Origin of the sequence: Acidovorax sp. SUPP2825 (assembly GCF_030158995.1) — a bacterium.
Classification (GTDB): domain Bacteria; phylum Pseudomonadota; class Gammaproteobacteria; order Burkholderiales; family Burkholderiaceae_C; genus Paracidovorax.
The window spans coordinates 226080-249589 of record NZ_BQXK01000007.1 but is presented as its reverse complement, the minus strand read 5'-3'; the positions used below and the strand labels follow the sequence as shown (position 1 = coordinate 249589).

Sequence of the window (23510 nt, the reverse complement as noted above, 5' to 3'; positions counted from 1 at the left end):
GCCAGAAGAACCCAGAGACAATGTCCACACAGCACCGGGGCAACCTGTTCGATCTGATGCGCATCTGCGCGGCGAGCGCGGTGATCTTCAGCCACCACTTCCACATCACGCACACCGCGTCGCCCACCTGGCTGCATTCCGACATGGTGGGTGGCGTGGCGGTGATGACATTCTTCACGATCAGCGGCTACCTCGTCACCCAGAGCTGGCTGCGCCAGCCCAAGGCGCTGGCGTTCCTGTCCAAGCGGTTCCTGCGGATCTGGCCCGGGGTGCTGTTCGCCGTGCTCACCAACGTCTTTCTGTTCGGGATCTTCTTCAACTCGCTGCCGGCCACGGACTTTCTGGCCCACCCCGATACGCTCGGCTACTTTCGCAACCTGCTGCTGATCAAGGACTACCCCTATCTGCCGGGCGTGTTCGAAAACAACCCGATCAAGCACCTGATGAACGGGCCCTTGTGGACCATCCCGATAGAAAGCCTGTGCTACTTGGTGCTGGCGGGTGCGGGGTTGCTCGGCGTGTTCCGGTCTCGCTGGCTCGCCGGCCTCGCCGCTGTGGCCTACATCGCGTTCTTTCTCACTGCCCGCAATGCGGACCTGACGGGCGAGATGCAGCACTGGTTCGAATACCCCGCCTATTTCACCTATGGCGCGCTCATCGCCGTCTTCCGCGATGCGTTCCATGCCCGCTCCGGCCGGCTGCTGCTCGTGCTGGCGCCGCTGGCCGCCGTGCTGTTCTTCAGATTGCAGATGGAGCACACGGCGGGCCTGCTCCTGCTGCCGCCGCTGCTGGTCCACATCGGCTCGCTGAACGTGCCCGCGCTGGCCTTCCTGCAGCGCGGCGGGGACCCGTCGTACGGCATCTATCTGTACGGCTGTCCGGTGCAGCAGTCGGTGTATGCGCTCTGGCCCGATCTGGCGTTCATTCCGAGCCTGATGCTGTCGGTGGCACTGGCCGCCGTGGCAGGCTATGCCTCCTGGCATCTGGTGGAATCACCAGCGCTGCGGTTCAAGCGGTGGTTCCAGCGAACGCCCGTGGCGCCCCAAGCGGCCCCCTGACCCTTGCGAGCGGCCAAGGCGGCGGCCACGGGGCCGGGCCGGCGCGGTCCCACCGAGGTCCGGCATGAGGGCGGCCATTAGAATACGGCCACTTTTCCGCGGGCGCCCTCCGCGGCGGCACGCCAGCGCGCCGGCCCTGGCGCCCGTACTTCGGCCCACCCGCCTGCGCCGCGCCCTCACCAAAAAACACAGTGTCCTACGTCTCCGAAACACGGCGCCGCCGCACCTTCGCCATCATTTCCCACCCTGACGCGGGCAAGACCACGCTCACGGAAAAGCTGCTGCTGTTCTCGGGTGCGATCCAGATCGCGGGCGCCGTCAAGGGCCGCAAGGCCAGCCGCCACGCCACCAGCGACTGGATGGAGATCGAAAAACAGCGCGGCATCTCGGTGGCCAGCTCGGTCATGCAGATGGCCTACCGCGAACACGTGGTGAACCTGCTGGACACGCCGGGCCACAAGGACTTCTCGGAAGACACCTACCGCGTGCTCACCGCGGTCGATTCGGCCCTGATGGTGATCGACGCGGCCAACGGCGTGGAGGCGCAGACGCGCCGCCTGATCGAGGTCTGCCGCCAGCGTGACACGCCCATCATCACCTTCGTGAACAAGATGGACCGCGAAGTGCGCGAACCGCTGGACATCCTGGACGAGGTCGAGCGCGAGCTGGGCATGCCCTGCGTGCCCATGACCTGGCCCGTGGGCCAGGGCAAGGGTTTCGGCGGCATCATCAACCTGCGCACGCAGGCCATGACGGTGTTCGAGTCGGGCAGCGAGCGCCGCCCGCAGGACTTCGAGACCATTCCCCTGTCGGACGCCGCCAACCTGCGCGCGCGTTTCGGCAGCGAATTCGACGCCGCCATCGAGAGCATGGAACTCGCCGTGGGCGCCTCGCCCACCTGGGACCACGAGGCCTTCCTCGCCGGCAAGCAGACGCCGGTGTTCTTCGGCTCCGGCGTGAACAACTTCGGGGTCATGGAAGTGCTGGATGCGCTGGTGGACCTGGCCCCCTCGCCGCGTCCCCGCCTGAGCAGCCTGCAGGTGAACAAGCAGCCGGTCGAGAAAACCGTGCAGCCCGAAGACCAGAATTTCTCGGGCGTGGTGTTCAAGGTGCAGGCCAACATGGACGCCAACCACCGCGACCGCATCGCCTTCGTGCGCGTGGCCTCGGGGCTGTACACGCCGGGCATGAAGCTCAAGGTGCAACGCACCGCCAAGGAACTGCGCCCCACCAGCGTGGTGACCTTCATGTCGCAACGCCGCGAGGCGGTGGAAGAGGCTTATGCGGGCGACATCATCGGCTTCACCACCCATGGCGGCGTGCAGTTGGGCGACACCATCACCGACGGCGCCAGCCTGCAGTTCACCGGCCTGCCGTTCTTCGCGCCCGAACTGTTCATGACGGTCATCCTGAAGAACCCCCTGCGCACCAAGCAGCTGCAGCAGGGCCTGGCCCAGCTCGGCGAAGAAGGCGCGATCCAGGTCTTCAAGCCCGACGCCGGCGGTGCCATGCTGCTGGGCGCGGTGGGTCAGCTGCAGTTCGAAGTGGTGCAGCACCGGCTCAAGACCGAATACGACGCCGACGTGCGGCTGGAGGGCTGCCAGTACACCGGCGCCCGTTGGATCACCGCCGACAGCCCGGCCGACCTGCGTGCGTTCACCGACGCCTACCCGCTGCGGCTCGCGCACGACGCGGCGGACACGCTGGCCTACCTGTGCACCTCGCCTTACGACGTGCGCCTGGCCCAGGAGCGGTTTCCCAAGATCCATTTCCATCCGTTGCGCGAGCACGCCGGCCTGGCGCTGCAGGCCGCCGGTTGAGCGCAGACCATCGCCCGACCGTGGGAGCGACGCTGCCATCCCCGTCCATGGCCCGCGCGGTCCGTGCCCCGCGGGATGGCTGGCGGGCAACCGCCCCCTTTCTGGTGATCTGGAGCGCCCTGATGGCGCTGTACGGCACCTGGCTGATGGCCTTCTGGCCCGGCATCCTGGGGGAGGACTCGGTGTCCATCCTGCTGGAGGTGGAGCGCGCAGGCGACTTCCGCTCCGGCAAGACCGTCTTCTGGTACTACTTCGTGCGCCTGTTCTACGAGGGCACGCGGCGGGTGGAAGTGCCCGTGGCGGTGCTGCTGTGCCTGTGCGCGCTGATCTTCGCCCGCATGCTGGCGTGGTACTGGCGGCAGGGCCTGAGAAAGAGCTTCGCGGTGGTGCTGGTGCTGGTGTGCCTGGCACCGCACATGGTTTACTTCATGGGCACGCTGTACCCGGACGGCATCTTCGCCGTGGCGTCCTGCGGCCTGCTGTTCGAGCTGTGGCTGGCGGCCCGCCAGCGCACGATGGGCGCGGCCTCGCTGACCATGGTGGCCGTGGCGCTGCCCTTCGCGGCCTTCGCCCGGCCGAACGGCATCGTCTTTCTGCTGCCGGCCGTTGCCGTGCTACTGCTCCTGGACCGCCGCAGCCGCTGGACGCTGGCGGCGGTCATCGGTGCGGTGGGCGCGGCGATGTTCGCGGGCCACCAGCTGCATCCGTCCAGGACACAGGAAGCCGTCTATCCCATGGTGGTCTTCGAGACCGTGAACTTTCTCAAGCCCCGGGCCATGAACCGCCTGTGGGACCAGTACCCCCACATGAACGATCCCTGGGTGCTGGACCGGCCCAAGGTGTCGCCCGCCACGATCGAGATGCTCGGGCGCTACCGCCCCCTGCCGCAACTGCAGGCCTATGCCGACCCGGCGTACTGGGACATGCTCGTCTTCCATCCCGAAGGCCCGCAGATGCAAGGCCTGCCGCAGCCCGACCAGAAGGCCCTCGTGCGTGAATTCTTCACCTACAACCTCTGGCAGAACCTGCCCGACTTCATCGCCAGCCGGGTCAACGTCTTCCTGGCCGCTGCGCTCGCGCAGGGCGGCTTTCCCTCCGTGACCTACGCCACCTACGTGCTGCAGCGCACGCAGGGGGTGTCGGTCTTTCGCCAGTTCGACCTGCGCGGCGTGGAGCGCCGCTTCATCGCCCTGCAAAAGGCCAGCCATGCATGGCGGTGGCTGCTGTGGACCCCTTGGCTCGGCATGCTTTTGCTGGCGTGGGCCCTGTGCCGTGGCATCGCCCGGCGCGACCTGACCCTGCTGATCGTGGCGTTGCCCATGGCCGTGCAGCTGGTGGCCATCTTCCTGCTGTCCACCGCGGGCGAATACCGTTACCTCCTGCCGTTTTTCACCCTGCCCCTGGCCCTGCTTCCCGCTTTCGCCTTGCGGCGCCCCACCCCGGCCCGCCCCGTGTCGGCATGACACTCCCCCTGCCTTCTCACCATGTCCCTTTTACTCACGTCCCTGACCCTGTTGTGCGTGCTCGGCATCTCGCTCGGGCAACTGTTGTTCAAGAAGGCGGCCATGATGCTGCCGGCCCAGCCGGTGCTGACCGACTGGATCTTCAACGGCTGGCTCATCGTCGCCCTGGCGCTCTACGGCGTGACCACGCTGCTGTGGATCTGGGTGCTGCGCAGCGCACCGCTGCACCTGGCCTATCCGTTCATGGGACTGGCCTTCCTGATCGTGCCGGCGCTGGGGTGGCTGTTCCTCGATGAGCCGCTGCACCTGCAGACCTTCATCGGGGGGGCGCTGATCCTGGCAGGTATCGCCGTGGCGGGGAGGGCTTCGGCATGACGAAGCACACCATGAGCGTCGCCGTCGCCATCCCCTGCTACAAGGTCACCCAGCATGTGCTGGAGGTGATCCGCACGATTCCGGCCAGCGTGTCCCGCATCTACGCGGTGGACGACGCCTGCCCCGACGGCAGCGGCGCCTTCGTCCAGCAGCACTGCACCGACCCGCGCGTGCAGGTGCTGTTCAACCCCGAGAACCAGGGCGTGGGCGGGGCCGTGGTCACGGCCTACCGCCAGGCCGTCGCGGACGGCATCGACATCGTGGTCAAGATCGACGGCGACGGCCAGATGAACCCCCGCCTGCTGCCGCTCTTCGTGCGCCCCATCCAGGACGGCCGGGCCGACTACACCAAGGGCAACCGCTTCTTCCGGCCCGAATCGGTGCGCGGCATGCCCGGGATGCGCCTGTTCGGCAACGCCGTGCTGTCGTTCATGACCAAGCTCAGCTGCGGCTACTGGTCCATCATGGACCCGACGAACGGCTACACCGCCATCCACACCAGCGTGCTGCGCGAGCTGCCGCTGGACAAGCTGGAGCGCCGCTATTTCTTCGAGACCGACATGTTGTTCCGCTTGAACACGCTGCGGGCGGTGGTGCGCGACGTGCCCATGGACGCCGTGTACGCGGACGAAGAATCGAACCTCAAGATCGGCAAGGTCCTGCCCGAATTCCTGAAGAAGCACGCATCGCGCCTGGCCCGGCGCTATGTGTACAGCTACCTGGTGCGCGACTTCAACGTGGGCTCCATCTACAGCCTCTTCGGCATGCTTTTGCTGCTGGCCGGGGGCCTGTTCGGGGCGATGCACTGGATCAACAGCGCCTACGGCACCCATCCGGCCACGAGCGGCACCGTGATGCTGGCGGCGCTGCCGGTGCTCATCGGCATCCAGTTCCTGGTGGCGTTCCTGCACTACGACGTGGGCAGCGTGCCCACCGAGCCGCTGAGCACCTACCTGCATCCGGACGACCTCGATGCCGCCGCCGACCTGGCGGGAAAGGCCACGCCATGAGCGTCTCCCAGGGCCACATCGCTCCCAACGCCAGCCACACCCTCGCACCGTCCGAGCGCGCCACCCTGCACTGGATGCTGTGGGGGCTGGTCGTGCCCCTCATCTTCTACGCGGCGCGCACGGTGGAAGTGCTCACGCGGGTGGAAATTCCGTTCGACTCGCTGCACACCTACCTGCCGCTGGCGCGCCAGTTGCTGGAGGATGCGGCGCAGCTGTTCAGCGATCCGAAGATGCTCAAGGTGGCGCCCGGCGCGGTCGTCTACATGGCGCTTTCGGGGGCAGACCCGGTGGCCGTCAAGGCCGCGAATCTCGCGATCTCGCTCGTGGCGCTGGTGCTCACGTTCGATGCCGCACGCAGGATCGGCGGCCGCGTAGCCGCCGCCGCCGCGGCCTGGCTGTTCGTGCTGCCCCACATGCTGGTGGAGGCCGGGGCGGTGCTCATGGGCGAAGCGCCCTTCGTGTTCCTGGTTGCCGTGTGGCTCTGGGCCACCACCTATGCGGTAGACACCACGGCCGGTGCGCGCGCAGCGCGCTGGCGGATCGGCGCCGTGGTTCTGGCGGGCCTGGCCCTCGCCGCGGCCACCCTGACCCGCGGGACCTACATGTACTGGCTGCCGTTCGCCGTGGTGGCGTTCTTCGCCGCATCGCGCAAGCTGCAGGGCGCGCAACGCGGGGCGGCCGTGCGCATCGCGGCGGTGCACCTGATCGCCCTCGCACTGGTAGGCGCCTACATGGCGCGGCAGAACGAGGAATTCGGCCGGCCCATTGTCGCCACGGGCACAGGCGCGGCGCTGTACTTCGGCAGCAACCCCGTGCTGTCCGGCTACGAGCCGCCGTACTTCGGACTGGTCCATGACGAGTCCACCATCACGGACGGCCAGGGGCACCTTTCGATCGAGGGCGACCGCCGCCTGATGGCCGTGGCCAAGACCATGCTGCGCGAAACGCCCTTCCCGGTGCTGGCGCAGATGTACGTGCAAAAGCTCGGCGCCGTGCTGTTCTTCAGCCGCGCGCACCTGGACCGCCATGTCATGAACGACCGGTCCTGGCGCGTGGTGCTGGTGATCCTGGCGTGCCTGGGGGCGTGGGGCGGACGCCGGCACCTGATGGTGTGGATGGTCACCGGCGCCGCAGCCTACCAGTGCGCGGTGCACGTGCCGGTGCTCTACAACCCGCGCTACAGCATCAGCGCGCTCGACATTCTGTTCGTGCTGCTGGCCGCGCAAGGCGTGGCGATGCTGTGGCGCCAGCCACGCCGGGGCATGGCCCTGGGCGGCGCCCTGGCCACCATCGTTGCGGGCGTGGCGCTGGGGGCCTACCACCTGCGCACCAGCGCGCCGCTCATGCCCGACCTGAGCCTCGGGCACCCCGTGCTGCTCCAGATGGCCGAGCCCGGCACGGTCCAGACGCAGGGGTGGGAAGGCGACCCGTTCACGGCCGAGGTGCCCATGGCGTCCGGGAAAGCCCTGGTCGAGTGGCGCGCGAAGGCCTTCAAGATGGATGGCATCTCCATCCTGCGGCTGCCGCTGGAGCGTCTGGAAGGCCAATGCCAGCGCCTGTGGGTGGGCTACACCCGGCCCGATGGTGCCGCACGCGCCAGCCTCGTGCGCCTGGACGGCCTGAAGGCCGGGCAGGACATCACCTGGGGCACGATGCCGCTGTTGATGCCCGGCCCGCCAGGTCGCCTGACGATGGAGTTCCACTGCAAGCCGGGCACGCGCATGCAGTTCAGCGAGTTGGGCCTGTACGAGGCCAGCGAGGGACGTTTCTACCGGGAGAAGGCGCTCAGCCCGCCCTGAGACTCCGCTTTTCCCTAGCCCCACACCGGGGACCTTCTGCACGGCCGGACATGGCCTTGCAGTTCTTTTCCTTGACGGACACTCTGCCATGCGCTTTTTCAACGCTCAACGGATTCTGGCGGCGGCACTGTCCCTGCTGGGAGCCGCTGCGCACGCGGACACCGCCCCCCGCCCGGCGCGCGCGCCGTTCATCGTCGCCCCGACCATCGTCGGCACGATGGTGTGCGACGAGGCCGCCAACGACCCGCGGGTCAAGACCTACGAAGCCGCCATCGATCTGTGCCGCGCGCGCAAGCGCACGGGCGCGGCGGCGATCAACCGCCTGCTCGACACGCTGGAGCCCGGCGGCCCGCGGGGGCAGGTGCAGATCGGCTTCACGTCCACGCTCCAGCTGCTGGCGCTGTACCGCAGGACCGCCACGGGCTGGGAGATCGACACCGCGCGGGTCGATGAATTCCTGCAGCTCGTGGCCGATGTGAAGCGCCCCGTCGTGCTGTACCTGGCCGGGGACCACTTCGACTCCGCCGGTCCCCTGACCGACGAGCTGGAGCAAGACCCGCGCAACCTCATGCAACTGCCTGGGGGCAAGCCGCTGGAACTGGGCTACTTCGGCTACCGCATCGCGCCCTATACGCTGGAGACGGATGCCAGCATTCCGGTCAACCGCTACCGCTACGAGGCCCTGCGCTACGTGGCTCGGCGCATCAAGGCCCTGCCTGCGGAGCAGCAGCAGCGCATCGTCGCCATCACGCTCGCGGGCGAACTGCACCACCTGTTCCCCGATTTCGAACACGGCATGGGCGAGTACCAGAACATCCGCACCACCGACTACAGCCCGGCCTCGGTGGCGGGCTTCCAGGCCTACCTGGCCAGGCAGTACGGCAGCATCGCGGCGCTCAACCGGCAGGCCGGGACGGCCTATGCCGCGTTCAACACCGTTCCCGCCCCGTCGCACGATGTGAGCCGCGAGCCGGCCAGCAGCCTGGGCGAGCACTACGACGCCTTCGCCGACGGCACCCTGCCGCTCTCCGGCTGGCTGTGGGACCCCGCAGGCCGCGTGACCGGCCTCGACCTGTACCTGGATGCGCGCTACATCGGCCCGGTGGGGCGCAGCTACAACCGGCTGGACGTGTACCGCGCGCTGGACGAGGTCACCACGCCGAACGTGGGCTTTCGCACCGACGTGGACTTCAGCGCCCTGCGCCCCGGCAAGCACATGGCGCAGATCGTGGCGCGTGTGGGCGGGGCGCGCTTCGAGGTGGCGCAGACCGAGTTCACGGTGATGCCGCGCGACCGCCGCGTGGCGCCGCCCACCCGCCGCCCGCCGGAGGTCTTCGGCATGAAGGCCGCGAGCGAGCTGCCTGGCGTGCGCTCGTGGCTCGACCTGCCCAAGCCGCAGCAGGGCGTGCTGTTCAACCCACTGGCGAGGGACTGGAACCGTTACCGCGAGCAGCAGGTGGCGCGGCTGCTGGGCGAGTTCCATCGCATCGCCTCGAGCGAAGGGTTGCCGGCCGACAAGCTGTACTCCCACCAGATCGTGCCCAACGTGAACTCCTCCTGGAACCCGCAGCTCTTCGCGGCGGACCAGACCCTGCACGGCTCGCTGCCCTGGAAGCACGGCATCAACCTGTATGGCGGCGCCACCGACAGCGACTGGGTGCGAGGGTTCCTGGCCGAACGCAAGATCGCCGACTACGGCGTGCCGGAATTCAATCCGCAGCAGTGGAAGCGCGACGGTGCCCACCTGGCGGCCATGCAGTCGCACTACACCGGCGGCGCGCGCTTCATCAGCCCGTACTACTTTTCCGTGATTCCGAACCGGTTCAAGGGCAGCGCCGAAAACGGCGTGAACCGCATGGAACTGGGCCCGGACAACACGAAGGACGGCTCCGACCGCTTCTACCGGGCCATCATCGAGTTCGCCAAGCGCTGAGGGCCAGGGGACGCCCAACGGGGCGGCCCAGGCCCTGGTGGGCGCCTCCCCTTCCCGACTTTCCGGCCACGCCTTTTCCTGCCACCGCCATGCCTTCGCCCTCCCCGCTCCCCGCCACCTTGCAGCCCCTGGCCGCGTGGCAACCGCCGGCCACGCTCGCCGGGGTGTTCACCGACATCGACGACACCCTCACCACCGATGGCGCCATCACTGCCGATGCGCTGGCCGCCATCGCGGACCTGAAAGCGGCGGGCCTGCACGTGATCCCGATCACCGGGCGCCCCGTGGGCTGGAGCGAGCCCTTCGCGGCCGCGTGGCCCGTGGACGCCATCGTGGCGGAGAACGGCGCGGTGGCGCTGGTGGCGGAGCGGGACCAGAATGCCCTTGCGCGCAATGAAGACGCCTGCATCGTCCTATCGAAATGGTATCAACAGGATGCGCCGACGCGGGCGGCCAACTACGCGCGGATGCAGGCCGTGCTGGCGCAGATCGAGCGCGAAGTGCCGGGCGCGCGCCGCGCCACCGATTCCGCCGGGCGCGAGTGCGACATCGCCATCGACCACAGCGAGTTCGTGCACCTGCCGCAGGCCGCCATCGACCAGGTGGTGGACCGCCTGCACGCGGCGGGCATGCATGCCACGGTGAGCAGCATCCACATCAACGGCTGGTTCGGGGCGCACAACAAGCTGGAGGGCGCCCGCTGGATCGTGCGCGAGCGCCTGGGGCGCGACCTGGACGCCGAGATCGACCGCTGGGTGTACGTGGGCGACTCCACCAACGACCAGCTGATGTTCGAGCGCTTCGCCCACAGCGTGGGCGTGGCGAACGTGGCGCGCTTCGTGCCGCAGCTGCGCCACCGGCCGCGCTACGTCACCCGGGGCGAGCGCGGCGCGGGCTTTGCCGAGGTCGCGCAGGCCATTTTGGGTGCGATGGGCCGCATGCCCTAGAAGATATTGCCCTTGTAGCTATTATCTTCATAGCAAAAAAACCCATCGCAAGCGGTGCCCCGCCCCGGTGCGAGGGGGACTACAGCGGCTTGCCCAGGCCCAGCTTTTCCACCAGCGCCTTCTCGCGCGTGAAGGTGTCCTGCGCGAACTGGCGGTAGCGCGCGCTGTCCATGTAGATCGGCACCATGTCGTAGCGCGCCAGCGCGGTGCGGTAGGACTCCTGGTCCATCGCCTGCTTGAACGCATCGTGCAGGCGCTTGACCACGTCCGGCGGCGTGCCCTTGGGTGCGCCGATGCCGAAGGGCGAGTTCTGCACCACGTCGATGCCCAGCTCCTTGAGCGTGGGCGCATCGGGGAATTTCGCCAAGCGCTCGGCGCCCCAGGTGTTCAGCACGCGCAGCTTGCCCGCCTCGACCTGCGGCGCGAAGCCGGTGGAGTCGGCCGCGGCCATGATCTGCCCGCCCAGGATGGACTGCATCAGGTCGGCGCTGCCCTTGTACGGCACGTGCAGCAGTTGCAGGCCCAGTTGCTGCGCGGCCAGCTCCATCGTGAGGTGCGGGCTGGTCAGCGTGCCGGTGGAGCCGTAGCTGAGCTTGCCGGGGTTGGCCTTGGCATAGGCCACGAAGTCCGCCCAGGTCTTGAACGGCGAGTCGGCCGGCACCACCACGCCGAAGGCGTAGCCCGTGACGTTCAGCACATAGGTGATGTCCTTGACCGGGTCCCAGTTGATCTTGGTGGTGTAGGGCATGCGGAACACGCCCAGCGGGATCTGCGCCACCGTATAGCCGTCGGCCGCCGAGGACTGCAGCAGCTGCGCGGGCAGCGTGCCGCCGGCGCCGGGCTTGTTGTCCACGATGACCGGCTGGCCCAGCGCCTTGCCGGCGCTGTCGGCCAGCACGCGCATGGTGATGTCGGTGGGCCCGCCGGCCGGGAAGGCGATCACCAGCTTGATGGGCCGGGCGGGAAAGGATTGGGCACGGGCGGTGAGGGCGGGGGCGGCCAGGGCCGCGGCCCCGAGCTGAATGAGATGGCGGCGCTGCATGGTCGGTCGGTTCTCGCAAAGTAAGCAACCGCCATTGCAGCGCAGGGTAGCCCTGTCCCTGCAGGCCGGAAACCCTGAGGATCTGTCGCCCACGTGTCATGCACGGACCGCATTGCAGCGGCGCCGGAAGGGCCGGTGCGTTCGTCCTACATGGGCCGACGGGCGGAACCGACACGGCGGCGCGGGGTGCCCGCTTAACGTCACCCCCGGCGCACGCGACTTCCAGCGTGCCGCTTCCCAGCCCCAACCCCCCCCGCACATCCGGCCCGCAGGCCATGCCCGGGAACTGCCTATTCAAGAGGAATGGTCATGCCCAACCAACGCCACGCGCCTGTTTTCCTGGGGGTGCTTCTCGTCGTGATCGGCCTGGCCATCGGCGTGGGCGGGGTCTGGCTCATCGCCCTGGGCGGCTCGTGGTACTACCTGCCCGCGGGTCTGGCCACCCTGCTCGCCGGCTGGATGCTGGCCCAGCGCAACCCCGCCGCCCTGTGGGTCTATGCCGGGCTGGTGCTGGTGACGCTGCTGTGGTCGCTGTGGGAGGCCGGGCTGGACTGGTGGCCGCTCGCCGCACGGGGCGACGTGTTCTTCGTGCTGGGGGTGCTGCTGCTCACGCCCTGGGTGTCCCGCGGCCTGGTCTCGCCATCGCAGCGCGGCCCGCGCCGCGCGCTGGGCGTGACGCTGGCGGCCTTTCTGGCCGTGGCCGTGGCCTCGTGGTTCCATGACGCGCACGACGTGCCCGGCGCCTTCGCCGCGCATGCCGCCCCCACCCCCACCACCACGGTGCCTGCCGCGGCTGGCGGCCCTGGCGACCACGGCGCCATCCCGCCCGGCGAATGGCATGCCTACGGCCGCACCGGCGAGGGCCAGCGCTATTCCCCGCTGGGCCAGATCACCCCCGACAACGTGCGCGGCCTGGAGGTCGCCTGGCAGTACCGCACCGGCGACGTGCGCGGCGAGCCCGGCGATCCGCAGGAAACGACCTTCGAGGTCACGCCGCTGAAGGTCGGCAACCGCCTGTACCTGTGCACCCCGCACCAGTCGGTCATTGCGCTCGACGCGACCACCGGCGCGCAGGTCTGGCGCTACGACACCCAGGTGCAGGGCAAAGGCGAACTGGCGCTGCAGCACCTGACCTGCCGCGGCCTGTCGTACCAGCCCCCCGAACCGGCTGCCGCCGGCGCCACGGCCGTTCCGACGGCCGCGCCAGCACCCTCTTCCCCACCCGCAGCCAAGCCGGCCACACCGGTGCCGGCCTCGGCACCCGCCCTGCCTACGGCGTCCTGCGAAGGGCGTTTGTTCATGCCCACGGCCGATGGCCGGCTGCTCGCGCTGGACCCGCGCACCGGCGGCCTGTGCACCGATTTCGGCAACGGCACCGGGCAGATCGACCTGTGGACCGGCATGCCCAACCGCCGCCCCGGCGCCTACTACTCGACCTCGCCCGCCGTGGTCACGCGCGATCTCGTCATCATCGGCGGCACCGTGCTGGACAACGCCTCCACCAAGGAGCAGTCCGGCGTGATCCGCGCCTACGACGTGCACACCGGCGCGCTGGTGTGGAACTGGGATTCGGCCAAACCCGAGGCCACCGCGCCCATCGGCCCCGGCGAGACCTACACCGCCAATTCGCCCAACAGCTGGTCGATCTCCAGCGTGGACGAAACCCTGGGCCTGGTCTACGTGCCCATGGGCAACCAGCCGCCCGACCAGTGGGGCGGCCGCCGCAGCCCCGAGGTGGAGCGCTATTCGTCCTCCGTCGTGGCGCTCGAGCTGGCCACCGGCCGCGTGCGCTGGCACTTCCAGACCGTGCACCACGACCTGTGGGACTACGACGTGCCCGCGCAGCCCAGCCTGGTGGACCTGACCGTCAAGGGCGAGCGCGTGCCCGCGCTGGTGCAGCCCACCAAGCAGGGCGAGGTCTTCGTGCTCGACCGTCGCACCGGCACCCCCATCCTGCCGGTGACCGAGGTGCCCGCCCCCCAGGGCGCCGCCGAGGGCGACCGCACCGCGCCCACGCAGCCCAAATCGGCCCTGTCGTTCGACCCCGCACCGCTCACCGGCGCGGACATGTGGGGCGTGACCCTCTTCGACCAGCTCATGTGCCGCATCGCGTTCGAGAAGCTGCGCTTCGAAGGCCGCTTCACCCCGCCCTCCACCCGCGGCACCCTGGTCTATCCCGGCAACTTCGGCGTGTTCAACTGGGGCGGCGTGGCCGTGGACCCGCAGCGCGAGATGGCCTTCACCACGCCCACCTACCTGGCCTTCACCTCGCAGCTCATCCCGCGCACCGACGACACCACCTTGCTGGTCCAGCCCGGCGGCGCGCCGCCGCACGGCATGCTGCCCGCGCTGAACGAGAACGTGGGCGCGCCGTTCGCCGTGCGCCTGAAGCCCTTCGTCTCGGTGCTGGGCATTCCCTGCCAGGCACCGCCCTGGGGCTACGTGGCCGGCGCGGACCTGACCACGGGCAAGATCATCTGGAAGCACAAGAACGGCACCGTGCGCGACCTGGCCCCCGTGCCCGTGCCGTTCAAGATGGGCGTGCCCAACCTGGGCGGCCCGGTGACCACGGCCGGCGGCGTGGCCTTCCTGTCCGGCACGCTCGACTACTACGTGCGGGCCTACGATGTCTCCAACGGCAACGAGCTGTGGAAGAGCCGCCTGCCCGCGGGCGGCCAGGCCACCCCGATGACCTACACCGGGGCCGATGGCCGGCAGTACATCGTGGTGGCGGCAGGCGGACACGGCTCGCTCGGTACGCGCACGGGGGACTGGCTGATCGCCTACGCCCTGCCGCGCACGTGACGAGGCTTTGAGACAAAAAAGGCCTCCAGCACAATCGATACTAGGGCATATAGCTATTATTTTTATAGCAAATTGCCCGGATCCTTTTGGGGATGGACCGCCCCCTCAGGCACCCTCAGCGGCGGCGCATCGCAGCCGATGCCGGCCGCGATCCAACGCCTGACCAGCGCGCGCATCAGCCGCACGGCCCAGGCGCTGCGCCAGCCCGTGACCTCGCCGGGGTCCGCGACCATGCCGCAGACATAGCGGCCCGGTGCGGCATCGCCCCCAGCGCCTTCCTCCCGCCAGCGCAGCGCCGCGCACGGGCCATGCCGGCGGCGCGACACCAGCATGCCCAGCGGGCAGGGCTCGGCCAGGCAGCACAGGCCGCAGCCGTTGCAGGGCGCGCCTTGGTCCGGCTGCGGCGGGGCCGAGGAGTGCAGGTGCACGATCTGCCAGCCCGGACCATGCGCTCCCGCACGGGCATCCACCTCCCGACCCGCACCAGCGCCTGCACGCGCGCCGCCAGCGGCTGCATCGTCGGCCTGAATGTCCTCGGGCAATGGCATGGGCAATGGGAATCCAGGAAAGGCGGCAACGAGCACGCCGGGGGGAAAGGAAGCGGACGCCGCGAACCACGGCCCATCCGCCAGGGCGCTCCATTGTTGCGCCGCCCCGCCGTCCCTGCCTGGATGCCCATGAAAAAAGCGCCGGGGGGCGCTTCTCGTTGGTGCCCTGCTGTTGCCGACAGGGGCGCAGGGGCTCGGGGGCTCGCAGCGATCAGTGCTGCAGGATCTTGTTGAGGAAGTCCTTGGTGCGCGGCTGACGGGCATCCGGGTTGTTGAAGAAATCGTCCTTGGAGCAGTCCTCCAGGATCTTTCCGCCCACGTCCATGAAGATCACGCGGTTGCTGACCTTGCGCGCGAAGCCCATTTCGTGGGTCACGCACATCATGGTCATGCCTTCATTGGCCAGGCCCACCATCACATCCAGCACTTCGCCCACCATTTCGGGGTCGAGGGCGGACGTGGGTTCGTCGAACAGCATCACGATGGGGTCCATCGACAGCGCACGGGCGATCGCCACACGCTGCTGCTGGCCGCCCGACAACTGGCCGGGGAACTTGTCCTTGTGCGCCGACAGGCCCACGCGGTCCAGCATCTTGAGGCCGCGCTTCTTGGCCTCGTCCGCGCCGCGGCCCAGCACCTTGATCTGCGCGATCGTCAGGTTCTCGGTCACCGACAGGTGGGGGAACAGTTCGAAGTGCTGGAACACCATGCCCACGCGGCTGCGCAGCTTGGGCAGGTTGGTCTTGGGGTCGTGCACGGCGATGCCGTCCACGAAGATCTCGCCCTTCTGGAAGGGCTCCAGCGCGTTGATGGTCTTGATCAGCGTGGACTTGCCGGAGCCCGAAGGGCCGCACACCACCACGACTTCGCCCTTCTGGATGGAAGTGGAGCAGTCGGTCAGCACCTGGAAGCTGCCGTACCACTTCGAGACATTCTTCATTTCAATCATTGCTATTTCCTCACTCTTTCCGCTCAGCGGATGATGGCGATTTTCCGGTGCAGGCGCTTGACGACCCAGGACAGTGCGAAGCACATCGCGAAGTACACGACGGCTGCCAGCAGGTAGGCCTCGATCGGCCGCCCATAGTTCTTGCCCGCCGTCTCGAAGCCCTTGAGCATCTCGTAGGCGCCGATGGCGTAGACCAGCGAAGTGTCCTGGAACAGGATGATGGTCTGCGTGAGCAGCACGGGCAGCATGTTGCGGAACGCCTGCGGCAGGATCACGAGCTTCATGTTCTGGCCGTAGGTCATCCCGAGCGCCTGGCCCGCGAACACCTGTCCGCGGGAGATCGACTGGATGCCGGCCCGCATGATCTCGCTGAAGTACGCGGCCTCGAAGGCGATGAAGGTGATGATGGCCGACAGCTCCGAACGGTAGCTCGTGCCGATTCCGCCGGGCAGGGCCGCGTAGAACGAGGCCGGCACCAGCAGGAAGAACCACAGGATCACCATCACCAGCGGGATGCTGCGCATGCCGTTGACGTAGAACGTGGCCGGCGCGTCCAGCCACTTCTTACCCGACAGGCGCATCAGCGCCAGCACGGTGCCCAGCAGGATGCCGCCGACCGTGGCGATCAGCGTCAGCATGATGCTGAAGTAAAAGCCCTTGACGACGAACTTGCTGATGATGTCCCAGCTGTAGAAGGAAAGGTCGAGATTCATCATGTCAGTGGCCTCCCCCCGTGCCGCCGGACACGATCAGGCCGGGAACGCGCGTGCGCTTTTCGATGAAGGCCATGATGCGGTTGATGGCGAAGGCCGAGATCACGTACAGGCCCGTCACGGCCAGGTAGATTTCGATGCCGCGCGAGGTCTCTTCCTGCGCCTGCATCGCGAACATCGTCAGTTCGGCCACCGACACGGCGAAGGCCACGGACGAGTTCTTGAAGATGTTCATCGTCTCGCTCGTGAGCGGCGGAATGATGATGCGAAACGCCATCGGCAGCAGCACGTAGCGGTAGTACTGCACGGTGGTGAAGCCCATGGCCATGCCCGCGTAGCGCTGGCCGCGCGGCAGGGCCTGGATGCCCGCCCTCACCTGCTCGGCGATCCGCGCCGAGGTGAAGAAGCCCAGCGCCAGCACCACGAGGATGAAGCCCGAGACGCCCTTGAGCACCGGGAAGATCGCCGGCAGCACGTGGTACCACAGAAAAATCTGCACCAGCAGCGGAATGTTGCGGAACAGCTCGACCCAGGCATTGCCGAAGCCGACCAGCACCTTGTTGTCGGGCAGCGTGCGCAGTGTCCCGACGATCGATCCCATCACCAGCGCGATGACCAGGGCCAGCAGGGCCACCGACACCGTCCAGCCCCAGGCAGAGAGCATCCACTGGAGGTAGGTCGGGTATTCACCCCCTGGGTCCTGCAGGAAGACTTGCCAATCCCAATTTGATCCCATGGGAAATCCTTCTCAAATCTCGTTGTCTTCAAACTTGGCGCCCCATCCCGGGCATCCCTGCCGGGGAAACAAACAAACGCCCACCGTCAGGTGGGCGTTTGCCGCATGCGAGCGCCGGGCGCTCAGTCCTTGGTGGCGTACTCTTCCATGGGCTTGTCGTTGGGGTTCGCCCAGGCCGCCTTCGTCGCTTCGCTCGCTGGCAGGCCGATCTTCACGTTGTTCGGGGGCACGGGCTGCAGGAACCACTTGTCGTACAGCTTGGCCATGTCGCCGGACTTGATCTGCGCCTTGATGCTGTCGTCCACGGCCTTCTTGAAGGCGGGGTCGTCCTTGCGGATCATGATCGCGATGGGTTCCACGCTCAGCACTTCGCCGACGATCTTGAAATCGTTGGGGCTCTTGGACTTGGCGATGTTGGAAGCCAGGATCGAGCCGTCCATGATGAAGGCGTCGGCGCGGCCGGATTCCAGCAGCAGGAAGCTGTCGGAATGGTCCTTGCCGAACACTTCCTTGAACGTCAGGCCTTCGGCGCGCTTGTTCTTGCGCAGCGTCTGCACCGAGGTGGTGCCCGTGGTGGTGGCGATGTTCTTGCCGTTCAGGTCCTTGATGCCGGTGATGCCCGAATCGGCCTTGACGGCGATGCGCACTTCCTCGACATAGGTCGTGACCGCGAAGGCGACGTCCTTCTGGCGGGCCGCGTTGTTGGTGGTGGAGCCGCACTCGATGTCCACGGTGCCGTTTTGCACCAGGGGGATGCGGTTTTGCGACGTGACGGGCTGGTACTTGACGTCCAGCTTGGCCAGGCCGAGCTGCTTTTGCACGTCGGCGATCACCTTGGCGCACACGTCGTAGTGGAAGCCCGTGTACTTGCCGTCACCCAGGGTGTACGACAGGCCGGAGGATTCGCGAACACCTTCGGTGATCGTGCCGGAGGCCTTGATCTTGGCCAGCGTGTCGTTGGCTTGCGCGAATGCGCTCCCTGCGGCCAGGGCGGTGATGGCGACTGCCAGCAAATGCTTCTTCATCAGGATCTCCTTAGAACTTACGGATACAACGGAAACAATCATTCTAGATAGTGGCACGGAGTGGAATTCGCCACCATGCCGAATACCCGGAACATCGGGTCAGCGCAGCTGAAAAACGGCGCTCAAAACGGAACCTGATCGGTGGGATAGCGCCAGAAATCCCGCAAGAGATAGCTCACCGGAAGATTGAGCGCGCGGTTGGACGGGGGGATGGGCTGGGCGAACCACTTGTCGTAGATGGGATAGATCTCGCGGCTGGTGATCAGCCGGCGCATCTCGTCGTCCACCAGCTTCTTGAACGTGGGGTCGTTCTTGGGCAGCATGATGGCCAGCGGCTCGGTGGTGATGAACTTGCCGACCACCTTCAAGGCGGCCGGATTGGGGCGGTTGGACGCCAGGCCGTAGAGCAGCACGTCGTCCATCGCGAAGGCATCGGCCTCGCCCTTTTCCACCATCTCGACGGCCCGGGCATGGTCCGGGGCTTCGACGATGTTGATCTGCAGGAGCCGCTCGCGGTTGATCTGCTGGGCCGCCTTCAAGGGCGTGGTGCCCTTGGTGGACACGAGCTTCTTGCCGCTGAGGTCTTCGATGCGGTCCACGTTGCTCTGGGCCGGCACCAGCAGGCGGGCGCCGGTGATGAAGTGGGGCACGGTGAACGCCACGACCTGGCGGCGCTCGGCATTGTTGGTGGTGGAGCCGCACTCCATGTCGGCGCGGCCTTTCTCGATGGTCTCCATGCGGTTGGCCGAGGTGACCGGCACGAATTCCACGTCCATGTCCTTGCGGCCGGTCTTCTTGCGAACGACCTCGGCGATCCGCTGGCACAGCTCCACCGCATAGCCCACGGGCTTGCCGGCGTCCACATAGGAGAAGGGCACCGAGGATTCCCGGTAGGCCAGCACCAGCTTGCCGCCGGCGGTGACCCGCTCCAGTACCCCTTGCGCGGAGACAGCCATGCCCCAGCACAAGGCGGCAACGCCCCATACGGCCTTCCAATGGAATGTTTTCATGGCTTGTCTCAAAGTTCGTAAGTTCTAACCTGAGCAAACACCGTGCCAGGCCGGGCCTCTCTGTTGGGTGAAGGCTTGTGCACTTCGCTCCGGACGCCGGGACGGAATGTACGTCCCGTCACACGGTCTTTCCAATGCCAAATGCACGGTGGAATATGCATTTGACACATAACCTGACCCTGCGGTCAAAGGGGCTTGTCCGTACTGTGGGCCTGCAGGTAGGTCCACAGCGACTGCGCGATGCCCTTGGAGGGCTCCTTGCCGGACGGCTTTTCGCGGTAGGCCCGCACTTCCATCGCCATCTGCAGGTCCTCCACGCCCGGGGGCGCCGCGCTGACCAGGCGGCGCGAGCGCAGTTCCTTCTTGACCGCGCTGTGCGGCAGGAAGGCCACCCCGTGCCCCTCGACCGCCATCGCCTTCAATCCCTCGGCCATGTCGGTTTCATAGACGCGGTCCAGGTGGATGGCCGTTCCCGACTGCTTGAGGATCAAATCCGTCACGCGGCCCAGATAGGCCCCGGGTGCATACCCCAGGTAGGGGAGCGGCTCGCCCGCGCGGCCCGGCAGGCTGAACAGCGGCTGGCCGTCGGCATTGGCGCGCGAATAGGGCGAGAGGATTTCCTGGCCCAGCGTCACCATTTCGTAGCGGTCGGCGTCGAGCTGGAAGGGCTGCGAGGGATGGTGGTAGGCGATCAGCAGGTCGCACCCCCCCTCCACCAGGCGCAGCACGGCATCGTGCACGTTGAGCGCGATGAGGCGGCTCTTGACCGGCCCGAAACGCTCGCGCAGGCTCGACAGCCAGGCGGGAAAGAACGTGAAGGCCAGCGTGTGCGGCACCGCGAACTCGATCATGTCCTTGCCGGCGCTGGTGTGGGCCCGCAGCATGGCGCGGGTGTTCTGCATGGCCTGCAGCATCTCCAGCGCTTCCTCGTAGAGCGTCTTGCCCGCGGGCGTGAGCCGGGTCGGGTAGGAACTGCGGTCCACCAGATCGGTGCCGGCCCAGGCCTCCAGCGCCTGGATGCGGCGCGAGAACGCCGGCTGGGTCACGTGGCGCAATTGCGCTGAACGGCTGAAGCTGCGCGTTTCCGCGAGGCTGACGAAATCCTCGAGCCACTTGGTTTCCATGGCGCGCATTATCGGGGGCCGCGCGTGCCTGTGGCGCAAGGCCCCTTGGGGAAACCCTGCACCGGGCCCTGCCACGTTTGCTTGCAAAATGGCTTCGGCGCTCCGAGCGCCGCCCCGTCCGGGCCCCTGGCGCACAAGGCCGGCGGGCAGAGTGACCCGCATCGCCACGTTGTCCGTTCTCTCGACCCTCTGCCTCCCATGTCCTCACTTCCCCCGTCCGGGCCCGCGCCCCACGACGCGGCACGGCCTGCCGCACCGCCCGACGACGCTCCCCGCTCACTGCGCATCGAAGACTGGCTCACCGTCATCGTGATGGCGGCGCTGGCCCTCATCACCTTCGCCAACGTGCTCGTGCGCTACTTCACCAACTCCTCCTTCGCCTGGACCGAGGAGATCTCGGTCTTCCTCATGATCGTCCTGGCGCTGGTGGCGGGCTCCGCCGCGGTCGCGCGCGATCAGCACATCCGCATCGAATGGTTCGCCGAGGGCGGCTCGGCGGCTCGCCGGCACGCGCTGGCGCGCTTCGGTGCGCTGATGGTGGCGCTGCTGTTCGGCGTGATCGCCGTGCTGAGCGTGCGGGTGGTGTGGGACGACTACCGCTTCGGCGAGACCTCTCCCGGCATCGGCGTACCGCAGTGGTGGTACTCGGTGTGGCTGCCGCTGCTGTCCGCACTGATCACCTGGCGGGCGGTGGGGCTGTTCATCCGCCGGGGCCGCACGGCCTCCTCGGCAGGCCGGCAGGACACTTCCGCATGATCGCGACCCTGCTGTTCGTGGCGTTCCTCGCCATGATGTTCGTGGGCGTGCCCATCGGCGCCGCGCTGGGGCTGGCGGGGGTGGCGGCCATTGCGCTGGCCAATGCCGACAGCCAATGGTTCGGCCTGCTGGCCGTGCCCCAGAACTTCTATGCCGGCCTGGGCAAGTACCCGCTGCTGGCCATTCCCATGTTCGTGCTCGTGGGCTCGATCTTCGACCGCTCCGGGGTGGCGCTTCGGCTCGTGAACTTCGCGGTGGCCATCGTGGGCCGCGGCCCGGGCATGCTGCCCCTGGTGGCCATCGCCGTGGCGATGTTCCTGGGCGGCATCTCCGGCTCGGGGCCGGCCAATGCGGCTGCGGTGGGTGGCGTGATGATCGCGGCCATGTCGCGGGCGGGCTATCCGGGCTCGTTCTCCGCCAGCGTGGTGGGGGCCGCGGCGGCCACCGACATCCTGATCCCGCCTTCCGTCGCGTTCATCATCTATTCGGTGCTGGTGCCGGGCGCCTCGGTGCCCGCGCTCTTCGCGGCCGGCATGATTCCCGGCGTGCTCGCCGGCATCGCGCTGATCGTGCCCGCGGTGTGGCTGGCCCGCCGGCACAAGATGGGCGCGCTCGAATCCTCCATGCCGCGCCCGCCGTTCTGGCGCAGCCTGCGCGAGGCCTCCTGGGGCCTGGCCGCGCCGGTGCTGATCCTGGGCGGCATGCGGGCGGGCTGGTTCACCCCCACCGAGGCGGCCGTGGTGGCGGTGTTCTACGGCCTGTTCGTGGGCATGTGCATCCACCGGACCATCCGGGTGCGCGACCTGTTCCCCATCCTGCGCGAGGCGGGTGAGCTCTCGGCCGTGATCCTGCTGGTGGTGTCGCTGGCCGGCATCTTCGCGTTCTCGCTGTCCACGCTGGGCGTGATCGATCCGGTGGCCAAAGCCATCGTGAACTCGGGCCTGGGCGAATACGGCGTGATGGCGCTGCTGATCCTGCTGCTCATCACGGTGGGCATGTTCCTCGACGGCATCTCGATCTTCCTGATCTTCGTGCCGCTGCTGCTGCCCATCATGCAGCACTACCAGTGGGACCCGGTGTGGTTCGGCGTCATCCTCACGCTCAAGGTCGCCCTGGGCCAGTTCACGCCGCCGCTGGCCGTGAACCTCATGGTGTCGTGCCGCATCGCCGGCGTGCGCATGGAGTCCACCGTGCGCTGGGTGGGGCCGATGCTGCTGGCGATGTTCGTCGTCATGGTGCTGGTCATCGCCTTCCCGCAATTGGCGCTGTGGCTGCCCGCCCGCCTGGGCTACTGACCCCATCGACCCCACCGCCCCCTTTTCACCGAGAACCAGGAGACTGAAACCATGAAACTGCGCACCTTCCTCACCAGCGCCGTCGCTGCCGCCGCCGCACTGGCCTTCGCCACGCCGGCCCTGGCGCAAAACTACAAGAGCGAATACCGCATGTCGCTGGTGCTGGGCACCGCCTTCCCCTGGGGCAAGGGCGGCGAACTGTGGGCCAGCAAGGTCCGCGAACGCACGCAAGGCCGCATCAACATCAAGCTGTACCCCGGCGTTTCGCTGATCCAGGGCGACCAGACGCGCGAGTTCAGCGCGCTGCGCCAGGGCGTGATCGACATGGCCGTGGGCTCCACCATCAACTGGTCGCCCCAGGTCAAGCCACTCAACCTGTTCTCGTTGCCCTTCCTGTTTCCAGACTACGCCGCCGTGGATGCGGTGACGCAAGGCGAGGTGGGCAAGAGCATCTTCCAGACGCTGGACAAGGCCGGCGTGGTGCCGCTGGCCTGGGGCGAGAACGGCTACCGCGAAATCTCCAACTCCAAGCGCCCCATCAAGAGCCCCGAAGACCTCAAGGGCCTGAAGATCCGCGTGGTCGGCTCGCCGCTGTTCCTGGACACCTTCTCTGCACTGGGCGCCAATCCCACCCAGATGAGCTGGGCCGACGCCCAGCCCGCCATGGCCAGCAGCGCCGTGGACGGGCAGGAGAACCCGGTGTCGGTCTACATGGCCGCCAAGCTCTACACCGTGGCGCAGAAATACATGACCCTGTGGGGCTACATGAACGACCCGCTGATCTTCGTGGTCAACAAGGACATCTGGAATTCCTGGACGCCCGCCGACCGCGAAATCGTCAAGCAGGCCGCCATCGACGCCGGCAAGGAACAGATCGCCATCGCGCGCAAGGGCATGGTCGAGGCCGACAAGCCCCTGCTCAAGGAAATCGCCAGCCACGGGGTGACGGTGACCCAGCTCAGCCCCGCCGAGCGCACCGCCTTCGCCAAGGCCACGCGCCCGGTGTTCGACAAGTGGAAGGGCCAGATCGGCGCGGACCTGGTGGACCAGGCCGAGAAGGCGATCGCCGCGCGCAAGCCCTGACGGGCCGGGCCGGCCTGCG

General features: G+C 67.7%; 20 protein-coding genes. 12 read left to right on the top strand and 8 right to left on the bottom strand.

Annotated features, from left to right (window positions below):
- The first annotated feature begins 20 nt into the window (after nucleotides 1–20).
- The 8 genes from AVAK2825_RS11585 (at nucleotide 21) to AVAK2825_RS11550 (ending at nucleotide 10405) form a co-directional block, all read left to right on the top strand.
- Entirely contained in the window at nucleotides 21–1058 is a 1038-nt protein-coding gene (locus AVAK2825_RS11585; protein ID WP_284398227.1) for an acyltransferase family protein, read from the top strand.
- A gap of 191 nt (nucleotides 1059–1249) precedes the next feature.
- Entirely contained in the window at nucleotides 1250–2878 is a 1629-nt protein-coding gene (locus AVAK2825_RS11580; RefSeq protein WP_284398224.1) for a peptide chain release factor 3, read from the top strand.
- A 104-nt stretch (nucleotides 2879–2982) separates the two neighbouring features.
- Nucleotides 2983–4341 carry a hypothetical protein gene (locus AVAK2825_RS11575; RefSeq protein WP_284398221.1) on the top strand — a complete coding sequence of 453 codons (1359 nt, stop codon included), beginning with the start codon at nucleotides 2983–2985 and terminating at the stop codon, nucleotides 4339–4341.
- Nucleotides 4342–4362: 21 nt separating this feature from the next.
- Nucleotides 4363–4716, top strand: a complete 354-nt coding sequence (locus AVAK2825_RS11570) for a DMT family transporter (protein ID WP_272565124.1) — start codon at nucleotides 4363–4365, stop codon at nucleotides 4714–4716.
- Entirely contained in the window at nucleotides 4713–5726 is a 1014-nt protein-coding gene (locus AVAK2825_RS11565) for a glycosyltransferase family 2 protein (protein ID WP_284398218.1), read from the top strand. The genes AVAK2825_RS11570 and AVAK2825_RS11565 overlap by 4 nt, the downstream gene beginning before the upstream one ends.
- Nucleotides 5723–7525, top strand: coding sequence for a hypothetical protein (locus tag AVAK2825_RS11560; RefSeq protein ID WP_284398215.1), 1803 nt, complete (start codon nucleotides 5723–5725; stop codon nucleotides 7523–7525). The genes AVAK2825_RS11565 and AVAK2825_RS11560 overlap by 4 nt, the downstream gene beginning before the upstream one ends.
- 88 nt (nucleotides 7526–7613) lie before the next feature.
- Complete coding sequence (locus AVAK2825_RS11555) at nucleotides 7614–9458, top strand: hypothetical protein (protein ID WP_284398212.1); 1845 nt, start codon at nucleotides 7614–7616, stop codon at nucleotides 9456–9458.
- Nucleotides 9459–9577: 119 nt separating this feature from the next.
- Nucleotides 9578–10405: an HAD-IIB family hydrolase gene (locus AVAK2825_RS11550; RefSeq protein ID WP_502870529.1), complete on the top strand. Its 828-nt coding sequence runs from the start codon at nucleotides 9578–9580 to the stop codon at nucleotides 10403–10405.
- A 79-nt stretch (nucleotides 10406–10484) separates the two neighbouring features.
- Here AVAK2825_RS11550 and AVAK2825_RS11545 read toward each other — a convergent pair whose 3' ends face one another.
- The gene (locus AVAK2825_RS11545) at nucleotides 10485–11447 is read right to left on the bottom strand and encodes a tripartite tricarboxylate transporter substrate binding protein (RefSeq protein WP_284398206.1); all 963 of its coding nucleotides are present in this window, start codon (nucleotides 11445–11447) and stop codon (nucleotides 10485–10487) included.
- A 309-nt stretch (nucleotides 11448–11756) separates the two neighbouring features.
- On the opposite strand from AVAK2825_RS11545, the gene AVAK2825_RS11540 reads away from it, so the two are divergent.
- Nucleotides 11757–14252, top strand: coding sequence for a glucose/quinate/shikimate family membrane-bound PQQ-dependent dehydrogenase (locus tag AVAK2825_RS11540; RefSeq protein WP_284398202.1), 2496 nt, complete (start codon nucleotides 11757–11759; stop codon nucleotides 14250–14252).
- A gap of 62 nt (nucleotides 14253–14314) precedes the next feature.
- Here the strand turns inward: AVAK2825_RS11540 and AVAK2825_RS11535 are convergent, their stop codons facing one another.
- The 7 genes from AVAK2825_RS11535 to AVAK2825_RS11505 all read right to left on the bottom strand — a co-directional run bounded on the left by AVAK2825_RS11535 (nucleotide 14315) and on the right by AVAK2825_RS11505 (nucleotide 20357).
- On the bottom strand, nucleotides 14315–14800 hold the full coding sequence (locus tag AVAK2825_RS11535) for a hypothetical protein (protein WP_502870526.1): 486 nt from the start codon (nucleotides 14798–14800) through the stop codon (nucleotides 14315–14317).
- A 211-nt stretch (nucleotides 14801–15011) separates the two neighbouring features.
- Nucleotides 15012–15749 carry an amino acid ABC transporter ATP-binding protein gene (locus AVAK2825_RS11530; protein WP_272565132.1) on the bottom strand — a complete coding sequence of 246 codons (738 nt, stop codon included), beginning with the start codon at nucleotides 15747–15749 and terminating at the stop codon, nucleotides 15012–15014.
- A 23-nt stretch (nucleotides 15750–15772) separates the two neighbouring features.
- Nucleotides 15773–16465 carry an amino acid ABC transporter permease gene (locus AVAK2825_RS11525; RefSeq protein ID WP_284398199.1) on the bottom strand — a complete coding sequence of 231 codons (693 nt, stop codon included), beginning with the start codon at nucleotides 16463–16465 and terminating at the stop codon, nucleotides 15773–15775.
- A 1-nt stretch (nucleotide 16466) separates the two neighbouring features.
- Nucleotides 16467–17198 (bottom strand): amino acid ABC transporter permease, encoded by a 732-nt coding sequence (locus tag AVAK2825_RS11520; RefSeq protein WP_272565134.1) that lies wholly within the window; start codon nucleotides 17196–17198, stop codon nucleotides 16467–16469.
- Nucleotides 17199–17320: 122 nt separating this feature from the next.
- Complete coding sequence (locus tag AVAK2825_RS11515) at nucleotides 17321–18223, bottom strand: amino acid ABC transporter substrate-binding protein (protein ID WP_272565135.1); 903 nt, start codon at nucleotides 18221–18223, stop codon at nucleotides 17321–17323.
- 122 nt (nucleotides 18224–18345) lie between these two features.
- Nucleotides 18346–19233, bottom strand: a complete 888-nt coding sequence (locus tag AVAK2825_RS11510; RefSeq protein ID WP_284398194.1) for an amino acid ABC transporter substrate-binding protein — start codon at nucleotides 19231–19233, stop codon at nucleotides 18346–18348.
- Between the two features lie 185 nt (nucleotides 19234–19418).
- A complete protein-coding gene (locus AVAK2825_RS11505) occupies nucleotides 19419–20357 on the bottom strand; it encodes a LysR substrate-binding domain-containing protein (RefSeq protein WP_272565137.1) in 939 nt (312 codons plus the stop codon).
- 198 nt (nucleotides 20358–20555) lie between these two features.
- Between AVAK2825_RS11505 and AVAK2825_RS11500 the strand changes: the two genes are divergently transcribed.
- From AVAK2825_RS11500 to AVAK2825_RS11490, 3 genes are read left to right on the top strand one after another with little or no spacing between them, the layout of a single operon-like run.
- Nucleotides 20556–21113 (top strand): TRAP transporter small permease, encoded by a 558-nt coding sequence (locus AVAK2825_RS11500; RefSeq protein ID WP_284398191.1) that lies wholly within the window; start codon nucleotides 20556–20558, stop codon nucleotides 21111–21113.
- Nucleotides 21110–22408: a TRAP transporter large permease gene (locus tag AVAK2825_RS11495; RefSeq protein WP_284398182.1), complete on the top strand. Its 1299-nt coding sequence runs from the start codon at nucleotides 21110–21112 to the stop codon at nucleotides 22406–22408. Before AVAK2825_RS11500 ends, AVAK2825_RS11495 begins: the two co-directional genes overlap by 4 nt.
- 51 nt (nucleotides 22409–22459) lie before the next feature.
- The gene (locus tag AVAK2825_RS11490; protein WP_272565140.1) at nucleotides 22460–23491 is read left to right on the top strand and encodes a DctP family TRAP transporter solute-binding subunit; all 1032 of its coding nucleotides are present in this window, start codon (nucleotides 22460–22462) and stop codon (nucleotides 23489–23491) included.
- The last annotated feature ends 19 nt before the right edge of the window (nucleotides 23492–23510 follow it).

Coding starts and splice junctions, on each gene's coding strand:
- AVAK2825_RS11535 (WP_502870526.1), bottom strand. CDS start 14,800: ATGCCATTGCCCGAGGACATTCAGGCCGACGATGCAGCCGCTGGCGGC.
- AVAK2825_RS11585 (WP_284398227.1), top strand. CDS start 21: ATGTCCACACAGCACCGGGGCAACCTGTTCGATCTGATGCGCATCTGC.
- AVAK2825_RS11555 (WP_284398212.1), top strand. CDS start 7,614: ATGCGCTTTTTCAACGCTCAACGGATTCTGGCGGCGGCACTGTCCCTG.
- AVAK2825_RS11505 (WP_272565137.1), bottom strand. CDS start 20,357: ATGGAAACCAAGTGGCTCGAGGATTTCGTCAGCCTCGCGGAAACGCGC.
- AVAK2825_RS11490 (WP_272565140.1), top strand. CDS start 22,460: ATGAAACTGCGCACCTTCCTCACCAGCGCCGTCGCTGCCGCCGCCGCA.
- AVAK2825_RS11520 (WP_272565134.1), bottom strand. CDS start 17,198: ATGGGATCAAATTGGGATTGGCAAGTCTTCCTGCAGGACCCAGGGGGT.
- AVAK2825_RS11525 (WP_284398199.1), bottom strand. CDS start 16,465: ATGATGAATCTCGACCTTTCCTTCTACAGCTGGGACATCATCAGCAAG.
- AVAK2825_RS11500 (WP_284398191.1), top strand. CDS start 20,556: ATGTCCTCACTTCCCCCGTCCGGGCCCGCGCCCCACGACGCGGCACGG.
- AVAK2825_RS11510 (WP_284398194.1), bottom strand. CDS start 19,233: ATGAAAACATTCCATTGGAAGGCCGTATGGGGCGTTGCCGCCTTGTGC.
- AVAK2825_RS11515 (WP_272565135.1), bottom strand. CDS start 18,223: ATGAAGAAGCATTTGCTGGCAGTCGCCATCACCGCCCTGGCCGCAGGG.
- AVAK2825_RS11545 (WP_284398206.1), bottom strand. CDS start 11,447: ATGCAGCGCCGCCATCTCATTCAGCTCGGGGCCGCGGCCCTGGCCGCC.
- AVAK2825_RS11495 (WP_284398182.1), top strand. CDS start 21,110: ATGATCGCGACCCTGCTGTTCGTGGCGTTCCTCGCCATGATGTTCGTG.
- AVAK2825_RS11565 (WP_284398218.1), top strand. CDS start 4,713: ATGACGAAGCACACCATGAGCGTCGCCGTCGCCATCCCCTGCTACAAG.
- AVAK2825_RS11570 (WP_272565124.1), top strand. CDS start 4,363: ATGTCCCTTTTACTCACGTCCCTGACCCTGTTGTGCGTGCTCGGCATC.
- AVAK2825_RS11530 (WP_272565132.1), bottom strand. CDS start 15,749: ATGATTGAAATGAAGAATGTCTCGAAGTGGTACGGCAGCTTCCAGGTG.
- AVAK2825_RS11540 (WP_284398202.1), top strand. CDS start 11,757: ATGCCCAACCAACGCCACGCGCCTGTTTTCCTGGGGGTGCTTCTCGTC.
- AVAK2825_RS11560 (WP_284398215.1), top strand. CDS start 5,723: ATGAGCGTCTCCCAGGGCCACATCGCTCCCAACGCCAGCCACACCCTC.